At 38.6% G+C, this 20,745-nt stretch carries 23 protein-coding genes; 22 read left to right on the top strand and 1 reads right to left on the bottom strand.

The features are described 5' to 3' along the window. The first annotated feature begins 157 nt into the window (after window positions 1-157). A complete protein-coding gene (locus I6F49_RS18960; protein ID WP_197181631.1) occupies window positions 158-922 on the top strand; it encodes a 2-keto-4-pentenoate hydratase in 765 nt (254 codons plus the stop codon). Between the two features lie 9 nt (window positions 923-931). On the opposite strand, the gene I6F49_RS18955 is transcribed toward I6F49_RS18960, so the two are convergent. Then, complete coding sequence (locus tag I6F49_RS18955; protein WP_197181634.1) at window positions 932-1,585, bottom strand: DUF6058 family natural product biosynthesis protein; 654 nt, start codon at window positions 1,583-1,585, stop codon at window positions 932-934. Between the two features lie 171 nt (window positions 1,586-1,756). Here I6F49_RS18955 and dapA point away from each other — a divergent pair, with 171 nt between their 5' ends. The 21 genes from dapA (at window position 1,757) to I6F49_RS18850 (ending at window position 20,305) form a co-directional block, all read left to right on the top strand. Beyond that, window positions 1,757-2,674, top strand: coding sequence for a 4-hydroxy-tetrahydrodipicolinate synthase (dapA, locus tag I6F49_RS18950; protein WP_197181630.1), 918 nt, complete (start codon window positions 1,757-1,759; stop codon window positions 2,672-2,674). Window positions 2,675-2,792: 118 nt separating this feature from the next. Then, the gene (locus I6F49_RS18945) at window positions 2,793-3,506 is read left to right on the top strand and encodes a beta-ketoacyl synthase chain length factor (RefSeq protein ID WP_197181629.1); all 714 of its coding nucleotides are present in this window, start codon (window positions 2,793-2,795) and stop codon (window positions 3,504-3,506) included. After that, complete coding sequence (locus I6F49_RS18940) at window positions 3,499-4,281, top strand: lysophospholipid acyltransferase family protein (protein WP_197181633.1); 783 nt, start codon at window positions 3,499-3,501, stop codon at window positions 4,279-4,281. Before I6F49_RS18945 ends, I6F49_RS18940 begins: the two co-directional genes overlap by 8 nt. Next, the gene (locus I6F49_RS18935; protein WP_007580830.1) at window positions 4,278-4,535 is read left to right on the top strand and encodes a phosphopantetheine-binding protein; all 258 of its coding nucleotides are present in this window, start codon (window positions 4,278-4,280) and stop codon (window positions 4,533-4,535) included. The genes I6F49_RS18940 and I6F49_RS18935 overlap by 4 nt, the downstream gene beginning before the upstream one ends. 21 nt (window positions 4,536-4,556) lie before the next feature. Then, window positions 4,557-4,802 (top strand): acyl carrier protein, encoded by a 246-nt coding sequence (locus I6F49_RS18930; RefSeq protein WP_002958648.1) that lies wholly within the window; start codon window positions 4,557-4,559, stop codon window positions 4,800-4,802. A gap of 4 nt (window positions 4,803-4,806) precedes the next feature. Next, window positions 4,807-5,373 carry a hypothetical protein gene (locus I6F49_RS18925; protein ID WP_197181628.1) on the top strand — a complete coding sequence of 189 codons (567 nt, stop codon included), beginning with the start codon at window positions 4,807-4,809 and terminating at the stop codon, window positions 5,371-5,373. After that, entirely contained in the window at window positions 5,366-6,730 is a 1,365-nt protein-coding gene (locus I6F49_RS18920) for an AMP-binding protein (protein WP_197181627.1), read from the top strand. The genes I6F49_RS18925 and I6F49_RS18920 overlap by 8 nt, the downstream gene beginning before the upstream one ends. Then, a complete protein-coding gene (locus I6F49_RS18915; RefSeq protein ID WP_197181626.1) occupies window positions 6,714-7,079 on the top strand; it encodes an ApeI family dehydratase in 366 nt (121 codons plus the stop codon). The genes I6F49_RS18920 and I6F49_RS18915 overlap by 17 nt, the downstream gene beginning before the upstream one ends. Then, window positions 7,072-7,821 carry a glycosyltransferase family 2 protein gene (locus tag I6F49_RS18910; RefSeq protein ID WP_197181625.1) on the top strand — a complete coding sequence of 250 codons (750 nt, stop codon included), beginning with the start codon at window positions 7,072-7,074 and terminating at the stop codon, window positions 7,819-7,821. The genes I6F49_RS18915 and I6F49_RS18910 overlap by 8 nt, the downstream gene beginning before the upstream one ends. Next, complete coding sequence (locus I6F49_RS18905) at window positions 7,811-8,779, top strand: LpxL/LpxP family acyltransferase (protein ID WP_101216995.1); 969 nt, start codon at window positions 7,811-7,813, stop codon at window positions 8,777-8,779. Before I6F49_RS18910 ends, I6F49_RS18905 begins: the two co-directional genes overlap by 11 nt. Beyond that, entirely contained in the window at window positions 8,772-10,316 is a 1,545-nt protein-coding gene (locus I6F49_RS18900) for an HAL/PAL/TAL family ammonia-lyase (RefSeq protein ID WP_008137191.1), read from the top strand. Before I6F49_RS18905 ends, I6F49_RS18900 begins: the two co-directional genes overlap by 8 nt. After that, window positions 10,309-10,737 carry an acyl-CoA thioesterase gene (locus I6F49_RS18895; protein ID WP_007580812.1) on the top strand — a complete coding sequence of 143 codons (429 nt, stop codon included), beginning with the start codon at window positions 10,309-10,311 and terminating at the stop codon, window positions 10,735-10,737. The genes I6F49_RS18900 and I6F49_RS18895 overlap by 8 nt, the downstream gene beginning before the upstream one ends. A 23-nt stretch (window positions 10,738-10,760) precedes the next feature. Further along, window positions 10,761-11,270 carry an outer membrane lipoprotein carrier protein LolA gene (locus tag I6F49_RS18890; RefSeq protein WP_197181624.1) on the top strand — a complete coding sequence of 170 codons (510 nt, stop codon included), beginning with the start codon at window positions 10,761-10,763 and terminating at the stop codon, window positions 11,268-11,270. Window positions 11,271-11,316: 46 nt separating this feature from the next. Next, window positions 11,317-13,557 carry an MMPL family transporter gene (locus I6F49_RS18885; RefSeq protein ID WP_197181623.1) on the top strand — a complete coding sequence of 747 codons (2,241 nt, stop codon included), beginning with the start codon at window positions 11,317-11,319 and terminating at the stop codon, window positions 13,555-13,557. 1 nt (window position 13,558) lies between these two features. Beyond that, on the top strand, window positions 13,559-14,797 hold the full coding sequence (locus I6F49_RS18880; RefSeq protein ID WP_197181622.1) for an NAD(P)/FAD-dependent oxidoreductase: 1,239 nt from the start codon (window positions 13,559-13,561) through the stop codon (window positions 14,795-14,797). Further along, entirely contained in the window at window positions 14,785-15,345 is a 561-nt protein-coding gene (locus tag I6F49_RS18875) for a DUF3261 domain-containing protein (RefSeq protein ID WP_197181621.1), read from the top strand. Before I6F49_RS18880 ends, I6F49_RS18875 begins: the two co-directional genes overlap by 13 nt. Further along, on the top strand, window positions 15,342-16,511 hold the full coding sequence (locus tag I6F49_RS18870; protein WP_197181620.1) for a beta-ketoacyl-ACP synthase: 1,170 nt from the start codon (window positions 15,342-15,344) through the stop codon (window positions 16,509-16,511). The genes I6F49_RS18875 and I6F49_RS18870 overlap by 4 nt, the downstream gene beginning before the upstream one ends. Beyond that, a complete protein-coding gene (locus I6F49_RS18865; RefSeq protein ID WP_024591752.1) occupies window positions 16,504-16,959 on the top strand; it encodes an ApeP family dehydratase in 456 nt (151 codons plus the stop codon). Before I6F49_RS18870 ends, I6F49_RS18865 begins: the two co-directional genes overlap by 8 nt. Next, window positions 16,956-17,681: a 3-oxoacyl-ACP reductase FabG gene (gene fabG / locus I6F49_RS18860; protein WP_197181619.1), complete on the top strand. Its 726-nt coding sequence runs from the start codon at window positions 16,956-16,958 to the stop codon at window positions 17,679-17,681. The genes I6F49_RS18865 and fabG overlap by 4 nt, the downstream gene beginning before the upstream one ends. Further along, window positions 17,681-18,910: a beta-ketoacyl-ACP synthase gene (locus tag I6F49_RS18855; protein WP_197181632.1), complete on the top strand. Its 1,230-nt coding sequence runs from the start codon at window positions 17,681-17,683 to the stop codon at window positions 18,908-18,910. The genes fabG and I6F49_RS18855 overlap by 1 nt, the downstream gene beginning before the upstream one ends. A gap of 90 nt (window positions 18,911-19,000) precedes the next feature. After that, window positions 19,001-20,305: a DEAD/DEAH box helicase gene (locus I6F49_RS18850; protein WP_197181618.1), complete on the top strand. Its 1,305-nt coding sequence runs from the start codon at window positions 19,001-19,003 to the stop codon at window positions 20,303-20,305. Window positions 20,306-20,745 lie beyond the last annotated feature (440 nt).

Below are 20,745 nucleotides of genomic sequence, written 5' to 3'. Positions count from 1 at the left end.
TGAAACTTGAAAAAAGCTGTAAAAAAGGTCTGAAAGCTAAGCGTTTCAAAGCTGCACTCGATACTGATTATGCAGATAAAGTTTTACAGCTTATTTATTGAGCTTACGTAATCTTACCCTGACTGCTTAACCAGTAACGTATTTTAAAGAGATTTATGTGAACAACTCAATACAGCTAAAACTAATTGCTACTCACTTAATGGCACAAAGAGAAGAAAAACCAGCACGTTCAAACTTTCCTAAAGAGTTGGTATTAGACTCGACTGACGATGCAATAGAAGTACAAAAGTTGATGATTTATTTAAATGATCAAACTGTATATGGCTGGAAGTGTATGCTGCCTTTAGATAATGGCTCAATTATATTAGCGCCTCTTTTACATGCACCTATAAAACAAGCTGAAAATTGCCCACTGTATACAACAAACAATAAAGCGCTGATAGAACCAGAAATTGCATTTATTTTGCAAAGCGATTTACCAAGTAATAAAACCTATACAAATGAAGACGTGGATACTGCATTTGCCAGCGCCCACTTAGCACTTGAGCTTATTCAAAAAAGGTTTGATGAAGACACTCCAAGCACTCACATTGAAAAGCTGGCCGATGGTTTATCTAATCAAGGTGTGTATTTAGGCCCAAAAATAGATAAAACCAAAGCCTATAATGCAAGTACTGTTAATATTAACATCAAGCAAACTGAAGCAGAGTTAAGCTTGGCGGGTGTGCATCCTGCAGAACTTGCGCAACTTCCACTTTATTGGGCGGTTAATTACTTATCAGCCAAAGGAATCAACTTAAAAGCAGGGCAAGTGTTTATAACAGGCTCTTACTGTGGTGTTGTTGAGCTTAATACCGATCAGTTAACCACAATTAGTTACGAAGACTTAGGGTCGTTTAGCACTACGTTTTTATCAAAGTAAATTTAAACGTTATTTAATAGACAAATCGTACTTTAAAATAAGCGCATCTATATAACGGGTGCGTAATGTATGCTGTTTTTCATGATCGGCGCCGTGCCCTAGTGCTTTGTTTAAAAGCTTAATAGCCGGGTGTAGTAGCGCTCTTTCGTCTTGGTTTAAACTCGCTTTACTGCGCAGTTCGGTAATGTCGTCAACTAATAACCTGCCAATATCTACCGAGACTATTTCGTCTATTAATCCATTTTGAGTAAGTACGCCGTACTTACTGCACAAAAACTGTTGCCAAACTTGTTGTAGATGCTCGCCTATTTCGCAGCCAAATAACTCTTCGCTAAACGTAAATCCTTGCTGAGCGAGTTTAGTCAGGCTTGCAGTATATTGCTGTGCAAAATAATTAAAAGCGTGGCTTGATGATTCTATTTTTTGTTTTAAAAGACCTTGCCCCCAATTAACACAGCCGCGCGGGTAATAGTCGTCATACTCTTCGCATTCATATAAGCCTGAATATGAGCTGCAGCTAAGTTGGCTTTTAATACAGTAACTTGGTTTGGGGAAAACACTTCGCTCTTGCCAAGCTAAAAGTATATCTGTATCTATATTTAATGCTTGGCACAGTTCATCGGTGTTATAAAAATGAGTTGCTAAGTAGTCAGATAAACGCATAAAGCCTCTGGTATCGTTAAAAATAAAACACTGTTTATATATACAGTTATTCATTTTGTATTACCAAACTTAATAACACAAGCGATTTTATAATTAAATGTGCGCTTACACCTCCAAAAGTACCGGCAATTATGTTACAAATAGCGCAAGTTTTATAAATAATGATTTTTTATGCGCACCCTAGAGAAAATTAAACAAGCAAGCCTTATTACAGCTATCAAAACGCCATACTTAGCAAACGGTGAAATAGACCTAGCAAAGTACGATGAACTCGTAGAAATACAAATTGCAGCGGGCGTTGATGGTATTGTAGTCGGTGGCACAACAGGCGAAGGCCAGTTAATGAACTGGGAAGAGCATTTAATGCTTATAGCGCACAGTGCAAACAAGTATGGCGACAAACTAGTTATTGTTGGTAATACCGGTAGTAACAATACCCGTGAAGCTATCAAAGCAACTAAGTATGGCTTTGCCAGCGGTATGGATGCAGCACTGCAAATTAACCCGTACTACGGACGTACGTCAATCGCGGGTGTTAAAGAGCACTTTAAACGTGTGTTAGATATTGGACCTGCCTTTATTTACAACGTTGCAGGGCGAACAGGTCAAGACCTAACACCTGATATTATTGAGCCACTGGCACAGCACGAGCATTTTATTGGTATTAAAGAGTGTGGCGGCAATGAACGCATAGCCCATTATGAGCAACAAGGTATTGCATGTTGGTCGGGTAACGATGACGAAAGCCATGATGCGCGCCACACACATAAAGCGCACGGTGTTATTTCGGTTACATCTAACCTTATTCCTGGTTTGTTCCGTCAGTTAATGGATACTAAAAATGATGAGTTAAATACCTCATTACAGCCATTAATGAACTGGTTGTTCTGTGAGCCAAATCCTATTGCTATTAATACCGCCATGATGATGACAGGTGCAGTAAACCCAGTATTTAGATTACCGTATTTACCGCTTAATGATGAACAACAAGCTCAAGGCGAAGTATTAATTAATGAGTTAAATAACAGCGATGTTGTAGGCGGCGCAGCTAAGTGTATTAAGCAAGGCGATATAGCACTACTTTCTTAGTAATATGAGCGAGCACTGAACAGCTTGCTAGTTCGGTGCTTTTTGTTAAAGATTATTTACTTCTATTGCTAAAATCGGTAAAATTCCCTCCCTTATTTTTAATAAAATACGTTGAACTGTGAAATTTGTTGTTGAAGAACTCGCTATATGGATAAAGCCCGAACAGCGACAAATAAAAGAGAGTAATTGGTTTGATTCCTCTGTATTAAATCTTAGTTGGGTGCCTGCTATGCAGCGACGCCGAATGACTTCCTTTATTAAAATGGCACTCTTTAGTGCTCATCAAGTAAGCACTCAAGGTAACTATGTTAATTTACCGAGTGTTTTTTCTTCTCGCCACGGTGATTTTCACAAAACGTCTAACTTACTTGTTGATGTAGTAAATGATCAGCCACTGTCGCCCACTGGTTTTGGGTTAAGTGTGCATAATGCAGCTTCGGGACTTTTTGGGATAATACAGGGCAATACAAGTGCTACAAATGCTATTGCTGCAGGAGCCGAAAGCTTTATTTATGCACTCGTAGATGGCTTTGTAAGACTTGCTGATAACGATCAGCAACACATATTAATAGTTCATACCGATGAACCCCTCCCCGATATTTACGCTCAGTACGCCGATGAACAGCAAATAGCACACTCTATTGGTTTAATAATAAGAGCGCCGCAAAAAGGCGAACCCCACTTTAGTTTAAACAAAGTATTTAATACGGGCATGGAAAAAAGCGACTTACCAATGAGTATTCAATGCGCTAAAGCTTTGTATGAGCGAAGCAATACATTACTTGTTCATAACACGCTTGAGCACGATTGGCAGCTTACATACCATGCTTAAAAATGTACAAAGGTTATGTGGATTGATTTGGCGGATTATTGCTACTGCATTTTGCTTTTCAGTTTTTGGGGTTGGTGGTTTAGTATTAGCCTTTATTGTTTTTCCTGCTCAGCGCCTATTTCAAAGTGACTCAGTTAAACAAAAGATTAAGGCTCGAAAAACAGTACATTACAGCTTCAAATGGTTTGTTAGTTTAATGCATGTAACGGGCGTTATTCGATTTCATGTCAACGATAAAGCAAAAATTGAAGGCTTAAAAGGGCAACTGATATTAGCAAACCATCCTTCTTTAATTGATGTTGTTGTTTTAATTTCGGTAGTAAAAAATGCAGATTGCGTAGTAAAGGCGCATTTATTTAAAAATCCTTTTATGCGCGGCGTTATTAAAAGCACCGGCTATATAAGTAATGACGATCCGCAGGAGCTATTACGAGAATGCGAGCGCAGTTTGCAAAAGGGTAATAACTTAATTGTATTTCCTGAAGGGACACGGACAGAGCCTCACAAAACATTAAAGTTTAAACGAGGCGCTGCAAATATTGCAATTAGATGTCATGCGCCCATTACTACTTTTTTAATTAAAATGAAGCCAAACACTTTAACCAAAGGCACACCTTGGTATAAGGTCGCGCCATATCAGGCGCATTTTACAATGGGGCTTGCGAGCCAGCAGTTTAATTGTGCAACGTACCACAGCGATATGCCTGCGATGCAATCACGCCAATTGACTAAAGATTTACAACATTATTTTACACAAGAGCTAAAAAATATATGAGCGAATTAAAAGAACAAATAAAACAACTGATTATCTCAAGCCTTGACCTTGAAGACATGACCACTGCTGACATACAAGATGATGACGCTTTATTTGTAGATGGCCTAGGGTTAGACAGCATAGATGCATTAGAGCTTGGTCTTGCGATAAAGAAGCAATTTGATGTGAAAATAGATGCAAACTCTGATCAAACTAAAGCGCACTTTGCCTCAGTTAATTCTTTAGCAAAATTTATTGAACAAGCACGTTCTTAATATATAAGAGTAGGAAGAAAGATGAAAACCGCTGCTGAAATTTATGATGTATTACACGGCATTTTAGAAAACGAATTTGAAATAGACCCAGAAGATATTAGCTTAGAGGCTAACCTGTACCAAGATCTTGATTTAGACAGTATTGATGCAGTTGACTTAGTTGTGAAATTAAGAGAAATCACAGGTAAAAAAATTGAGCCTGATGCCTTTAAACTTGTGCGCACAGTGCAAGACATAGTCACCGAAATAGAAAAGTTAGTTAACTAATACTATGTTAAAAGCAGTTTTAACAACGTTAATTATGATTTGCTTGGCTTGCTACCCTATTATTGTGTACGTAGGCCTTACGCGTTTTAATAGTCAGATTATTACAGTATTACTGCTATTTTTACTCGGGCTTAGACTTTGGTTAAGCAAAGCCTTGTTTGATAAAATGCCGTGGTTAAAGCCCGCTACATTTTTAGCAGCCATTACTATTTTGATTTCCAAGGTAATGGATAGCGATTTAGGGCTGCGTTTGTATCCCGTAATCATTAATTTAGTTATGTTAGTTGTGTTTGCGTATTCTTTGTATAAAGGGCCTTCTATTATTGAAACCTTTGCGCGCATTACTGAGCCCTCACTTGATGAAAACGGTGTAATTTATACAAAAAAAGTAACGCTAGTGTGGTGTGTGTTTTTTGTATTAAACGGTGGCATTGCCCTGTACACCAGTATTTTTAGTAGCCTAGAAACCTGGGCTTTTTATAATGGTTTTATTGCTTACTTAGCTATGGGCACATTGTTTGCTATAGAGTGGCTAGTCAGACAAAAAGAAAAAAGGAACGCCGGTGTTTAATGCTTTTCAAAGTAATGCGATAAGAACATGTTTTAATCATACTGATAATGATATTTCGGAGCGTCAGTTTGTTAGTGATATAAACGAAGTTTTAGCAAAGCTATCAACGTTAAATGCTAAATCATCGGTTGTTTTATACACCACAGACACCTACAAATTTGCCGTGTACTTATTTGCTTTGGCACTACACGGAAACACAGTGATTTTGCCGCCTAATGGGCAACCTGCAACGTTAAACTCCTTGCTTAAACAAACACCTTTTTTTATTGGTGAGTCTGAATTAGTAGCCGATTTAGAGGCTGATTTTTTAGATATAGGCACTTTAGATAATCAACCTCACTTTGTATCTATTGAAACAATTAAATGGCCTCAAGAAGGCACAATTGTTTTTTACACGTCGGGCTCGTCGGGTAAAGCAAAGCCAATTGTAAAAACGTGGCAGGTAATAAATAAAGAATTAAGTACATTAATTAATAGCTACGCACTGATTGATAATCCTATTTTTATAGCGAGTATTTCGCATCAGCATATATACGGCTTATTGTTTAGATTATTGTGGCCATTACGTGCAGGAAAGGTTGTAAATACAGAACTATTGCATTACCCAGAACATATAGCTACAAAGCTCAAGTTATTTAAAAAAGTAGTGTTTGTTTCAAGCCCAGCACAGTTAAAACGGTTATGTATTGATAATGTTTTAGTGGATGATAAGTCTCATTTACAATGGATTTTCTCATCAGGTGGACCGCTATTAAACGAAGATGCTGTATCGTTGTTTACGCAATTAAATAAACCAGTTACACAAGTTTTTGGTAGTACCGAAACCGGTGGTATTGCATATCGACAAGTTACTTCACTTGAAAAGGTTAGCCTTTGGCAGCCTTTTTCGGGTATTAAAGTACGGGCTTTGGACGATCAGCGTTTAATTTTAAACTCACCGCTCGTTCGCGACAAAAATTACCCTTTAGATGATAGAGGCGAAGTACTTAAAAACGGTCAATTTAGATTATTAGGCCGATTCGATCGAATTATAAAATTAGAAGAGAAGCGATTAAGTTTAGATGAGCTAGAACAATATTTGTGTACTAGTGAGTGGGTAAGTGAAGCTAAAGTAATCGCCTTGCCTGGTGAGCGATTAATTGTAGGCGCTATTGTTGTGCTTACGCATAGTGGACAGATGTTTTTTAATAGTGACGGTAAGTTAGCCACAAATAACTTATTAAAGGCGCATGCACTAGCGCGTTTTGAGCGAATTTGTATCCCTAAAAAGTGGCGTTTTGTAGATCAATTACCATACAACTCACAGGCAAAGTTAAATTTAAAAGCATTGGAGAGTCTTTTTGCAAAAGTTGATTAAAACACAGCCTGATTTACTGTCTTTTGAAAAAGCAGAGCAAAAGTATAAATTAAGCTTACTAGTTCCTCACGATTTAGATTATTTCAAAGGACATTTTACGGATGGCCCAATACTCGCCGGTGTTGTGCAATTAGACTGGGCAGTGGCTGCAATTTGTAAATATTATAGTGTTCAGCAACCTGTTAAAAATGTTGAAGTATTAAAGTTTCAGGTAGTGATTACCCCAGGTATAACAATCGAATTATTGCTTGAGCAAAAAGCAGAGAATAAATATACCTTTTCGTATAATTCAAACAAAGGACAGCATGCATCTGGCCGTGTTGTTTTTGATAGCCTGATAAATGAATAACTTTTGTATTGTTATCCCAAATTATAATCACATTACGGTTATTGATGATGTACTGAGCCAATTATCGTCATTTAATCTTGCAATTATTATGGTCGATGACGCAAGCAACGCCGAAGCTAAAAATGTGTTCAGTAAGCTCGATGCAAAACACGCGCAGTTGAGTGTAGTTACCCACGACGATAATCAAGGCAAAGGCGGCGCGGTACAAACCGGCTTAAAGCAGGCACATAAGCTAGGTTTTTCGCATGCGATACAGGTTGATGCTGATGGGCAGCATGACTTATCTGATATTAAAAAACTAATAGCGCTTTCAAACGCTCAGCCTAAAGCGCTTATAAGCTGTTGCCCAATATATGACGATTCAGTGCCTAAACACCGTTATTTAGCACGTTATTTAACGCATGTGTGGGTATGGATTGAAACGTTAAGTTTTACAATTGTAGATTCGATGTGTGGCTTTAGAGTATATCCGCTTGAGCCAAGTACAAAGCTAATTGATGAGGTATCGCTTGGAAAACGCATGGATTTTGACCCCGAAATTTTAGTGCGTTTATATTGGCGCAATGTGCCTTTTGTATTTTTACCTAGCCAAGTAATTTACCCCGAAAATGGGCTTTCTCATTTTCAGCCATTACACGATAACGTGCGTATTTCGTGGTTACACACTCGCTTGTTTTTTGGCATGTTGATTCGCTCTCCTGTGTTAATTTGGCATAAATTAAAGAGGCGTTATGGCCGCTAAACACTGGTCTAAAATGCAAGAGCGCGGTAATTTTTTAGGTATTCAAATACTATTATTTGCTCATAAATTACTGGGTAGAAAAGGGCTGTGGATTGTTTTGTTTCCTGTCGTTTTTTATCTTTTTTTAACAGGAAAAGTAGCGCGTGTAGCATCTAAAGCGTTTTTAGCGCAGGTTAATGTTTACCAAGGCTGCAAACAACCTGTTACGTTTAAAATGCAATTAACGCACTTTTGCAGTTTTGCAGATAGTGCATTAGATAAAATTGATGCTTGGCTTGGGCGAATAACCCAACGTGATATTAAATACACGAATGAGCATTTATTTGCTGAGTTAGATGAGCAAAATCAAGGGGCTATTTTTATAGGTTCTCACTTGGGTAATTTAGAGGTGTGCAGGGCACTTAGCCAGCACCGCAGCAGTAAAAAAATAAATGTACTGGTGTTTACCCATCACGCTGTTGAATTTAATAAAATGCTTAAAAAGATTAACCCAGATGTGTCGGTTAATTTAATACAAGTGACTGATATGGGGCCTGACTTAGCTATTTTACTAAAAGAAAAAGTAGAGCAGGGAGAAATAATCGTTATTGTTGGCGACAGAACAAGCACAACAACGGCTTCTCGGTCGGTACAGGTACCATTTTTAGGCAAAAATGCCCCATTTTCACAGGGGCCTTTTATATTAGCCGCGCTGCTTGATTGCCCTGTTTACTTTTTGTTTTGCTTAAAAGATAAAAAAAGCAAAAAGTATCAAGTGATATTTGAACATTACAGCCAATCATTAAAAATGCCTCGACGAGAGCGACAGCAGGCGCTAACACTTATTATTACTGACTATGCACAGCGTTTGAGTTATTACGCAGCTTTATATCCTTATCAGTGGTTTAATTTTTACGATTTTTGGAAAAGTGATCAGCAGGTAGTGCGCGATCAATCAATGGAGAACAAGTGTGACTGAACAAAATATACAGCTTTTTGGCAATCAGCGATTATCAATTGAAGATATTGTTCGAGTTGCCTTTAATGAAACACAAGTGCAATTAAATAGCTGTGAAACTTTTAGCGTTAAAATTAATAGCGCTTTGCGTTTTTTAGACACACTTTTAAAAGAAGATGGCGTGATTTACGGCGTTACTACTGGTTACGGTGATTCTGTAACGGTGGCTGTACCCCTTGATTTAGTTGATGAATTACCTCTGCATTTAACTCGATTTCACGGCTGTGGACTTGGGGATGTATTTAATAAAGTGCAAGGGCGTGCAATTTTAGCGACCCGCTTAACATCACTTTCACAGGGCTACTCTGGTATTAGCTGGGAAATGCTGCACCTACTTAAAGATTACTTAAATAACGATATAGTGCCTGTGATCCCACAAGAAGGATCAGTAGGTGCCAGTGGCGATTTAACACCGTTATCTTACGTTGCAGGTGCGATGGTAGGCGAGCGTGATGTGTTTTACAAAGACCAAGTACGTAACAGTGCTGAAGTTATGAAAGAAGTTGGCTTAGAGCCACTCACTCTAAGGCCAAAAGAAGGTCTTGCCGTTATGAATGGCACAGCGGTAATGACGGCATTAGCGTGTTTAGCGTTTGATAGGGCTAATTACTTAGCTAAACTGGCGAGCCGTATTACTGCATTATCAAGTTTAGCGCTTAAAGGAAATAGCCATCATTTTGATGAGATATTATTTTCAGTTAAGCCACATCCTGGGCAGCAACAAATTGCGCGTTGGATAAGAGAAGATTTAAACCATCACGATCACCCTCGTAATGCAGACAGACTTCAAGATAGGTATTCAATCCGTTGTGCACCTCATGTTATTGGTGTGCTGCAAGACAGTCTTCCGTTTTTTAGGCACATGATAGAAAACGAGCTTAACTCAGCAAACGATAACCCAATAATTGACGGCCAAGGTGAGCATGTATTACACGGCGGGCATTTTTACGGAGGCCACATTGCAATGGCAATGGATAGCATGAAAACAGCCGTTGCAAACCTTGCTGATTTAGCAGACAGACAAATCGCTTCTTTGGTTGATACTAAGTACAACAATGGGCTACCTTCAAACTTGTCTGATAGTGCACCAGAGCGTCGTTATATTAATCATGGTTTTAAAGCGGTTCAAATTGGCTGTAGTGCTTACACAGCCGAGGCATTAAAACTAACCATGCCGGCCAGCGTTTTTTCTCGCTCTACGGAGTGTCATAATCAAGATAAAGTGAGTATGGGGACTATTGCGTCTCGCGATTGTTTACGTATTTTGCAGCTAACAGAACAAGTGTTAGCAAGTACGTTATTAGCCAGTATTCAAGGTGTTAGATTACGTATTAAGCAAGGCGATCTTGAGTTTTCGACTTTAACGCAAGATATGCAAAACATGTATACAGATATAACGGATTACTTTGAAAACCTCACTGAGGATAGACCAATGGAAGCCGTGCTAAGGCAAACAATAGGATATATTCAAACTAAACGTTGGGCGTTGTATGAATAGTAAAGGTGCATTATTAACGCATGTGGTAGAAATTGAAATTCCATTTCATGACTGCGACCCAATGAATGTTGTATGGCATGGTAATTACCCACGTTATTTAGAAGTAGCGCGCTGCGAGTTACTGCGTTTATTTGATTATGATTACCCACAAATGCATGAATCGGGCTATGCGTGGCCTATTGTTGATATGCAAATAAAGTATGTTGCCTCAGCAGTATTTACTCAAAAAATTAAAGTAGCGGCTTATTTAAAAGAATACGAAAATAGACTACGGATTGATTACGTAATTACTGACTCGCTAACTAATAAGCGCCTTACTAAAGCCTCAACCACGCAAGTTGCGGTTGAGGTTAGCTCTAAAGAAATGCAATTTGAATCACCCGCTATTTTATTTAATAAGTTAAAAGCGGTTTTGAATTAAATTTTTATTTTATAGGCGATTAAATGAATTTTTTAAAATGTTTTACATTGAGTGTAGCCATTAGCTTTTTACTGTTTTGCTCTGTAGTAAATGCAGCATCTATTAAAGGTGAGTTTAAGCAATATAAGCAATTTAATGGATTTGCTCAGCCTTTTATTTCGTCGGGTGTTTTTTCGTTAATTGATGAAAAGCTCATTTGGCAAGTGAAAATGCCTGTTGAGAGCATGCTCATAATAGAAAACGGCAAAGTGCTTGCACAAAATGCCAAAGGTGAGTTAATACCACAACCCGGTAGCGAGCAATTTGTAGGATTACTGAGTGACTTACTTAGCGTAAATATGAGTGCGCTGGAAACACGTTTTGATATTGCTATAATGCAAGACAGTTGCACACAGTTAACACCAAAAGAAGCGATGTTACAGCAATTATTTAGTGATTTTATTTTATGTGAAACAGCTAAGCAAGTAAGTAGTATTACACTAAATGAGCACTCAGGAAATAACACAAAAATTGAGTTTACTTATCCCAAATAAAATTATGTTTTTAAATAATGCAGTGGTTAATTAAGGGAATAGTGCAGTGACAAAACGAATTACCGTTATTGTAGGGTGGTTTAGCAGTTTAATTTTACTTTTTGCTGCAGCTTTTTGGCTGTCTAAACCAACGTTTAGCGCCGATATGTTTAGCTTATTGCCAAAGTCGCACTCCCAAATTGCACATGCGGAAGATGTTTTTTTTCAGCAAAATACTAACCGTATTATGTTCTCGTTTGCAGGGAATAATAAAAATAAAGCATTTGATGATTTCCAAAAATGGCTTGACGATAATGCAATTAAAAGCACATTTAACTTTCCGTCCGTTAACGATTTAGCGCAAACATTCTCACCTTTCAAACATGCGTTATTAAGTGATACTTACAAGCAAACATTAAGCAAAAAAACAACGTTTGAACATTATTACCTTGAGCAATTAAATCAGTTAGGCAACCCATTTGTAAGTGCTACCTTAAGCAAAGATACAAGTTTGAGCTTAGCGGCATTTATAGAAGATAACTTAAAACAAAGCCAATTGTTTACGCTTGAACAAGGTCGTTTAACTCGACGTTTAAAAGGCGTTGAATACCGTGTCATTTTGGCAAACTTAGCGCCCGAAAATTTAGGGGTTAATAAATCAATTGATTTAGCTGGCGCGATAATTAAACAGATAAATATACTTAATAAAACCTACCCTGATTTAAGCATTACTTACTCTGGTGTGTTATTTCATACGGCTGAAAATGCTAAACAAGCTAAATACGAGATGAGCCTGTTTGGTGGCATTAGCTTATTAGCCCTTATTGCTATGGTATTTTGGGTATTTAGGCGTTTAAACAGTATTTTATTAGCAAGCTTTACCGTACTGAGCGCACTTATTGGTGGCGCTATCGCTATGGTGTTGCTGTTTAATACTATTCATTTATTAACGCTTGTTTTTGCAGTTACCTTGATTGGTATTGCCATTGATTATGCATTTCATGGTATGACTGACTTAGCCAAAAAAGAGCATGAAAAAGGCTACAGCAAAGGGACTCAATCTGCGCTTTTACTCTCTCTTATTACGACTACGCTGGGTTATTGCTGCTTACTAGGTGCACCACTAACGTTATTATCTCAAGTTGGTGTGTTTGTTATTGCGGGTTTAGTGAGTGCTTGGCTATTTACAGTTTTAGTTTTGCCATTGTGGCAATCTACACTCACGTTATCGCCTTCGAGTTTATTGATGAGTCAAAAGCTCATTAAGGTTTTTTTATACTGCAATAGTTTAAAAAAGCCAATACTCATTACATTATTAGCCCTTATAAGTGCGTTATTTTTAATAAAACCTATTAGCTTTAATGATGATGTAAAGCTATTAAATGCAAGCTCCGAACATTTAATGCTAAACGAAAAAAAGCATTTGTTATTACTTGGGCAATGGGATAGCCAAATTGTTTTTATGTTTGCAGATAGCGACGAAGCGCTATTACAAAAACAAGAACAATTTTTAAAAAGCTTAACCCAACTAAACCCTAATTTTAAACATAATAGCATTAGCCATTGGTTGCCTAGTTTACAAAAGCAGAGGGATAACCAAGCCTTGTTTGAACAGGCTAAAAACAAAGGGACTTTGGATATTGCAGAGCGCGTTACAGGGCAAGTGCTAGCAAGTACAAAAGCGCCCTTATTAACTTATGAAACACTCGCCACGAGTACATTTAAACCATTACTGCTTTCTCAAATGGTTGTTGAGTCAGAACAATCGATAACGTGGATGTCTATTTCGGGTATTTCATCTGATCAATTAATTAATGAAGTTGAAAAAAGTAAAGGTGTTTATATTTATAATAAACCTAAACAAATTAGTGTTTTATTAAGTGATTACCGTGAATATTTACTATTAAGCCTAGTGCTTGCGGGTTTTATTAGTTGGCTGCTTTTTAGTTGGCGATTTACGCTTAAAATAGCACTGTTGCAGGTGACCATTTTATCTGTTGTGGTGTTGAGCATGCTTTGGGTATGTAATGCGATTCAAGGTAGCTTGTCGTTATTTAATTTACTCGGTGCGTTACTTGTTATTGCTTTAGCAATTGATTACCTCGTTTTTTATCAAATAAATAAGTTAGAGCCCAAAAATGTGTTAGCGATTAGCTTGTCGGCTGCGTCATCAATGTGGGTATTTGGCATGTTGAGTGCATCTGATACACCCGCTATTTTTAGCTTTGGGCTGAGTGTAATGGTAGGGATTTTAGCTATTTACTTTTTATCACCGCTGAGTGTTTTAAAGCCTCAAAAGGAACAATAATTTGAATAACCTTGAGCAGTACGATGTTGTTGTTATTGGCGCTGGGCCTTCTGGTGCATTGGCTAGTAGTCTTTTAGTTCAAAAGGGATGGCGGGTACTGGTACTTGAACAGCAGGCGTTTCCACGTTTTTCAATTGGTGAAAGCTTACTGCCGCAATGCATGGCGTACTTAGAAGACGCGGGCTTAATCGATACACTACATGACAACGCAGCGGCTTTAGGTTTTCAGTTTAAAGATGGCGCTGCTTTTCATCGGGCAGGGCAAAATACGACTATAAACTTCACCGAAAAATTTACTAAAGGCCCAGGCACTACGTATCAAGTGAAAAGAGCCGACTTTGACAAATTATTAGCAGACAAAGCACAAGGACAAGGCGTAGAAATTAGATATAAGCACACGGTGGTTGACTACTGTGATGAGCCAAATGGTGTATTATTAGTGGTACACAATGAGCAGCAGCAAGCTTATCGCGTTAATGCCCGATTTGTATTGGACGCAAGTGGCTTTGGGCGTGTATTACCAAAATTGTTAGATTTAGAGCTTCCCTCTAACTTTCCTGTTCGAAGCGCTTATTTTAGTCATTTTAAAGACAATATTAGTGATACAAGCTTCGATCGTAATAAAATTTTGATTACCGTACACCCTCAATATTCTGACGTGTGGTATTGGCTTATTCCCTTTAGTGATGGTACTGCGAGTATTGGGGTTGTGGCGCAGTCGGATCGTTTTAATGACGACGAACCTAGCGATGTGCTAAATCAATTTATAGAGCAAGACCCTTATTTAAAAAGACTGTTAGCGCAGCGTGAGTTATTAACTCCAGCAAAAAATATTAAAGGCTACTCGGCAAATGTGAGTAAGTTATATGGTAAGCACTTCGCTTTATTGGGTAATGCGGGGGAATTTTTAGACCCAGTATTTTCATCAGGTGTAACAATTGCACTCAAATCTGCAAATTTAATTGCCCCACTTGTTGATCGCTATTTAAAAAACGAAGTCGTCGATTTTGACACTCACTACGCACAGCCATTACAAGCTGGAGTCGATTGTTTTAGAACATTTGTAACAGGGTGGTACGATACGCGTTTTCAGGATGTGATATTTTACTCTGAACAAAATACTCAGGTACGAGAAATGATTAGTGCTATTTTAGCGGGCTACGCATGGGATACAAATAACCCATTTGTTGCACAAAGTGAACGCCGTTTAAATGTGTTGGCTCAGTTATGTCAAAATTAATTAAGTATGCGGTGTGTAGTGTATTTATATTTACTGTATTGAGCGCATGTACGAGTTTTACAGCATCTAAAAATAGAGTGTATCTATCACCTAATATTCAATTAAATATTAATAGCGTGCCAGCACAAATGTTTGGTCAGTCTTGGCAGCATGTTTTGTATATTACGAATCAGCAAAACACACACACTGTATTTGCCCAATTAGCTATAAATGACAAAGGTGCAATAAAGTTATTGTTAATGACAGTGCAAGGCTTTCCAATTATGGAGCTTGAAAAACCTTTAAATGGCCCAGTAAAAACACGGAATATGTTGGCGGTAGAAGGGATAGACCCTCATTATATTTTGGCGGATATTGCATTAGTACATTGGCCAGTAGCATTTTTACAAAAGCAGTTAGAGGGTGCTTTAATAGAGCAGGTTGGCTCTAATCGGCGAGTATTCAACGATGAGGGTACATTTATCATCATTGACTATAGTGATGAGTCGACAACGTTGAACAATATTTTACATCAGTATCAAATAACATTTAAAAAGGCAGAACAGTGACATATTGGCTAAATGATTTAGGCATTGTGAGTGCGATGGGCATAGGCCAAGATGCAACCACAACAAGCTTAAATAAATATAACCCTGCAACTCCTTTATTAACTTTAAATAAAAGTTTAAGTGCTGAGCAAACCCCGCTATATGTCGGGCAAGTTCAGTCTATTGCTTTATCAAATAATAAACGTATCAATACATTTATTGATCTAGCTTTAGAGCAGATTAAGCCAACCTTAGATAAGCTTTCGCATATTGATAAGGCGCGTATCGCAATTGTAATGGGTACTAGTACATCAGGTATTCATGATGGCGAAAGAGCGCGTAAAAGCTATGAAAGTACAAAACTCTGGCCAGATGACTTTAGTTACAGCGATCAAGAGCTAGCAACACCCGCTCATTACATTGCACATAAAATAGGGGCTCTAGGGGCTTGTTACAGTATTTCTACTGCGTGTACGTCGAGTAGCAAAGCGTTAATTAGCGCCCAAGCGTTGCTAAATGCTGATTTAGCCGATGTGGTAATTTGTGGTGGTGCGGATAGTTTGTGCCAATTAACAATTAATGGCTTTGACTCGCTCGCTTCTTTAAGCTCGGGTTTATGCCAGCCTTTTTCTAGCACCAGAGACGGCATTAATATTGGTGAAGGGGCCGCTTTATTTGTAATGACTAAAAATACGGCAATAACAAATAACGGCGTTATGTTACTAGGCAGTGGCGAAAGCTCAGATGCGCATCATATGTCAGCCCCCGATCCTAATGGGATGGGCGCCCAAGCCTCGATGGAAAAGGCACTAAAAAGCGCAAAGTTATCCTGTGGTGATATTGATTATATTAACGCTCACGGTACGGCTACTGTAAAAAATGACGAAATGGAAGCACTTGCAATTAATCGCGTGTTTGGCAACAATACCCCGCTTAGCTCAAGTAAGCATTTAACAGGGCATACTCTTGGTGCTGCAGGCGCCATTGAAGCCGGTATATGTTGGTTATTATTAAAAGACAGCGGCCAACATATGCTGCCGTATAACGCGATTAAAGAAGGCAGTGATTTGGCTGATATAAAAATAATAAAACAAGCGTTTAAGCCAGCTCTTAAATACTGCTTATCTAATTCATTTGCGTTTGGCGGTAATAATGCCAGCTTAATATTGGGAGTTAACGTTGACTAATTACCCTATAGAGCAAGTAGTCCCGCATGATGCGCCTATGATTTTAATAGATAGCCTTTTAACACACAGCGAAGATGAAGCTCAATGCGGCGTTACTATAACTGAGCAAAGCCCTTTTTTTAGTCCTGCAATTAACGGCGTACCTAGCTATATTGGTGTTGAGTACATGGCGCAGTCTATTGCCGCTTACGCTGGTGCGTTAGCGAATGATGAAAATAAACCTGTAAAAATTGGTTTTTTAATTGGCACGCGAAAATATCAAACTTATCAACCGTGTTTTAAAAACGGCAGTAAGCTGACTATTGAAGTGAAAAAGCTATATCAAGAAGAGTCAGGTTTAAGTGTATTTGAATGCCAAATACTCGTGTGTGAAACTCTACTTTGCCAAGCAAAAATTAATGTATTTCAGCCTGAAAACCCGTTGGAATTTATAAGAGAAAATCAATGACAAAAAGAATTTTAGTTACGGGTTCAAGCCGTGGTATTGGTAAAGCTATTGCGTTAAAACTTGCTGAGCAAGGGTTTGATATTGCAGTACATTGCAGAGCGGGTGTTGAGCAAGCTCAAGCAACATGCGATGAAATTAATGCATTAGGTAGAACCACCAGTTTATTACAATTTGATGTATGTGACAGAGAGCAGGCCAAAACACAAATAATAGAAGATATAGCTCAGCATGGCGCTTATTATGGCGTGGTGTGTAATGCAGGTATTACTAACGATATGGCATTTCCTGCTATGCAAGGGGAAGACTGGGATTGTGTAATACGTACAGGCCTTGATGGGTTTTATAATGTAGTGCACCCAACTGTAATGCCTATGGTACAAAGCCGTAAAGGTGGGCGAATAATTACAATGTCATCGGTGTCAGGTATTGCAGGTAACCGAGGGCAAGTAAATTATAGTGCAGCAAAAGCCGGTATTATTGGGGCCACTAAAGCACTTGCATTAGAATTGGCAAAACGCAAAATCACAGTTAATTGTGTGGCACCTGGTTTAATAGAAACCGCGATGACTGATGAATTACCTATTGATGAAATGATGAAAATGATACCCCTTAAACGCATGGGGAGCGTTAAAGAAGTTGCGGGAACAGTCGCTTTTTTAATGTCTGATGATGCAGCTTACATAACACGCCAAGTAATTTCGGTTAATGGTGGCATGGTTTGATTAAACGCGTTGTTGTAACAGGGATGTCGGTGGTCACTGCATTGGGTGATGATTGGTCTGAATTCAAACAAGCCTTAATTAAAGGCGAAAATGCTGTTGTTACTATGCCAGAGTGGGATATAGCCGACGACCTCAATACTCGTTTAGCCGCGCCAGTTAAACACTTTGAGCGACCAAGTCATTACAAACGAAAACAAATCCGTTCAATGGGGCGAGTGTCACTTATGTCAACTCGTGCTACTGAATGCGCACTTGAACAAGCCAAACTACTCGAGCACGAAAGTCTAACCGATGGCTCTACGGGCATAGCGTATGGCTCATCTACGGGCTCTACTGAGCCATTACTCGCCTTTGCAAATATGATGGAAACGGGGTCGATGTCAGGTGTAACAGCCACGAGTTACATTAAAATGATGGCGCATACTGCCCCTGTAAATGTGGGTGTGTTTTTTGGTTTGAAAGGGCGTGTTATAACAACAAGCTCTGCTTGTACATCGGGCTCTCAAGGAATAGGCTTCGCCTATGAAGCGATTAAGTTTGGCCGACAAAAAATAATGGTGGCTGGTGGAGCAGAGGAATTATGCATCACAGAGGCTGCAGTATTTGATACGCTTTATGCAACATCTACAAAAAATGAAACACCAAAACAAACACCAAGACCTTTTGATAAAAATCGCGATGGCTTAGTGATAGGCGAAGGCGCGGGTACACTTATTTTAGAAGAATACGAACATGCAAAAGCGCGCGGAGCAACAATATTAGCTGAGGTGGTTGGTTTTGGTTGTAATTCTGATGGACAGCACGTTACTCAACCAACATCAAAAACAATGCAACTAGCGATAGAAATGGCACTGCAAGATGCCAATTTAGAACCAGGAAAAATTGGTTACGTTAATGCTCATGGTACATCAACAGATAAAGGTGATATTGCCGAGTCTCACGCAACGTTTAAAGCATTGGGCAGCAAGCCTATTAGCTCGTTAAAAAGTTATTTGGGGCATACATTAGGTGCTTGTGGTGCAATAGAAGCATGGGCAAGCATTAATATGATGGCTGATAACTGGTTTGCACCAACAATTAATTTAGATAACGTTGATGACGAATGTGCTCAGCTTGATTACATAAGGCATCAAGGGCGTGAGATTAATACCGATTACGTGATGAGTAATAACTTTGCGTTTGGTGGTATTAACACCTCTTTAATATTTAAACGCTATAAAGTAGATTAAACACGTTAAAAGATAAGTTATGACTAACTGTTAGCTCATTTTTACTGTATAATTTGCGACCCTTGATAATGTGGCCGTAGGTTATACAGCATGAATTTTAAATCTTTTAGTTTCGCTCCTGAAATCATCCAGGCGTTGGACGAACTTAACTATCACACCCTTACGCCCATTCAGCGCGCAGCAATTCCTGCTGTTCGTAAAGGTAAAGACGTTTTAGCCAGTGCACAAACTGGTACCGGCAAAACTGCTGCGTTTGCTTTACCTATCATCCAAAAATTGGTTGAGTCTGAACTCAGCACAACTAATGCACCTCATGCATTAGTACTTGCACCAACGCGTGAACTTGCAGAGCAAATTGCAAATAATTTTAGAGATTTTGCAAAGCATACATCACTTAAAGTCGTTAGCTTATTTGGTGGTGTTAGCACTGCTGGCCAAGCAAACGCTTTAAAAGAAGGTGTTGATGTTGTTGTTGCAACGCCAGGTCGTTTATTTGACCATATTCGCCTAGGTAACTTAAGCCTTGCGAATGTTAAGCACCTTGTTCTTGATGAAGCTGACCGTATGCTTGATATGGGCTTTATTGAAGATATGCAAAACGTGATTAAAAGCTGTGCAGAAGAGCGCCAGATTTTACTTTTCTCTGCTACATTCCCTGCAGCAATTAAACAGTTTGCATCTAAGGTATTAAAACAAGCTGAAATAGTTCGTGTTGATCAAACTAATAGTACAGCAAGCACTGTTGAGCATGTTGTTTACCCAGTTGAAGAACGTCGTAAGCAAGAGCTACTTTCTGAATTGATTGGCAAGAAAAACTGGCAACAAGTGCTTGTCTTCGTAAATATGAAAGAAACCGCTGATGAGCTTGTTAAAGAGCTTAACCTTGATGGTATTCCGGCAGGCGTTTGCCACGGTGATAAATCTCAAGGTAACCGTCGTCGTGCTTTACGTGAATTTAAAGAAGGCAAGGTACGCGTATTAGTGGCTACAGAAGTCGCTGCTCGTGGTATTGATATTGATGGCTTACCTCGTGTAATTAATATTGATTTACCATGGCTTGCAGAAGATTACGTTCACCGTATTGGCCGTACAGGTCGTGCTGGTCGTCAAGGTCAAGCAATCTCATTTGTTAGCCGTGAAGAAGAAAATACGTTGTTTGAAATTGAAACGCTAATCGGCCAAAAAATCAAACGTGTATATTTAGAAGGTTATGAAGTAAGTAACCGTGAAGTACTCATTGATAAAATTGGTAAAAAACCAGCGCATTTACGCCGTACACGTTCTAACAAGTTATCAGGACAAGCAACCGGTGAAGCGAGAGCAGTAAATCGCTCACGTATTTCAAGCGTTCGTAAAAGCTTAAAAGGCGAAAAACTGTCACTTAAAAAGTCATAGTTAACGCCGTTTAGTTTAAAAAACCTGAGTTTACTCAGGTTTTTTTGTGTCTAAAATTTGAGTGTTAGTAAAGTTATACCAATCTGCTTATATATGGGGCCTATTTAACGTTAAGAAAATTACGCTAGAACTAGGCAAAAGTTTTTGTATCTAGTTGTTCTCGGCAATTGCTCCCTGCATTGCTCTACCTCCTGCATCCATGCAGTTGTAAATGAAAAATTTTTAACGACGATATAGTGCAATTTAATTCGTTAAATTGATCAAAGATTTATGCAGGTTGGTATTAATACATTTAGCACAAAAAAGCCTCACAAAGTGATAACACCATTCAGTTAAGCATGTTTTGACTTAATGGTGTACCGAGTTTTTGAAATTCGAACGGTCCTACTTTTGGGCCGTTTTCTTTTTTCTGGAAGAATATAACGTTTCACTCGTTCTCG

The sequence above is a fragment of the Pseudoalteromonas sp. SWN166 genome, assembly GCF_015864485.1.
Taxonomy (GTDB): Bacteria; Pseudomonadota; Gammaproteobacteria; order Enterobacterales; family Alteromonadaceae; genus Pseudoalteromonas.
Note: the sequence above shows the minus strand (reverse complement) of the source record. Positions and strands in the feature narration are given on the sequence as shown.

Bases quoted from the DNA above. Each gene is read 5' to 3' on its own strand.
- I6F49_RS18955 (WP_197181634.1), bottom strand. From the start codon at position 1,585: ATGCGTTTATCTGACTACTTAGCAACTCATTTTTATAACACCGATGAA.
- dapA (WP_197181630.1), top strand. From the start codon at position 1,757: ATGCGCACCCTAGAGAAAATTAAACAAGCAAGCCTTATTACAGCTATC.
- I6F49_RS18940 (WP_197181633.1), top strand. From the start codon at position 3,499: ATGCTTAAAAATGTACAAAGGTTATGTGGATTGATTTGGCGGATTATT.
- I6F49_RS18935 (WP_007580830.1), top strand. From the start codon at position 4,278: ATGAGCGAATTAAAAGAACAAATAAAACAACTGATTATCTCAAGCCTT.
- I6F49_RS18930 (WP_002958648.1), top strand. From the start codon at position 4,557: ATGAAAACCGCTGCTGAAATTTATGATGTATTACACGGCATTTTAGAA.
- I6F49_RS18925 (WP_197181628.1), top strand. From the start codon at position 4,807: ATGTTAAAAGCAGTTTTAACAACGTTAATTATGATTTGCTTGGCTTGC.
- I6F49_RS18910 (WP_197181625.1), top strand. From the start codon at position 7,072: ATGAATAACTTTTGTATTGTTATCCCAAATTATAATCACATTACGGTT.
- I6F49_RS18905 (WP_101216995.1), top strand. From the start codon at position 7,811: ATGGCCGCTAAACACTGGTCTAAAATGCAAGAGCGCGGTAATTTTTTA.
- I6F49_RS18895 (WP_007580812.1), top strand. From the start codon at position 10,309: ATGAATAGTAAAGGTGCATTATTAACGCATGTGGTAGAAATTGAAATT.
- I6F49_RS18890 (WP_197181624.1), top strand. From the start codon at position 10,761: ATGAATTTTTTAAAATGTTTTACATTGAGTGTAGCCATTAGCTTTTTA.
- I6F49_RS18875 (WP_197181621.1), top strand. From the start codon at position 14,785: ATGTCAAAATTAATTAAGTATGCGGTGTGTAGTGTATTTATATTTACT.
- fabG (WP_197181619.1), top strand. From the start codon at position 16,956: ATGACAAAAAGAATTTTAGTTACGGGTTCAAGCCGTGGTATTGGTAAA.
- I6F49_RS18850 (WP_197181618.1), top strand. From the start codon at position 19,001: ATGAATTTTAAATCTTTTAGTTTCGCTCCTGAAATCATCCAGGCGTTG.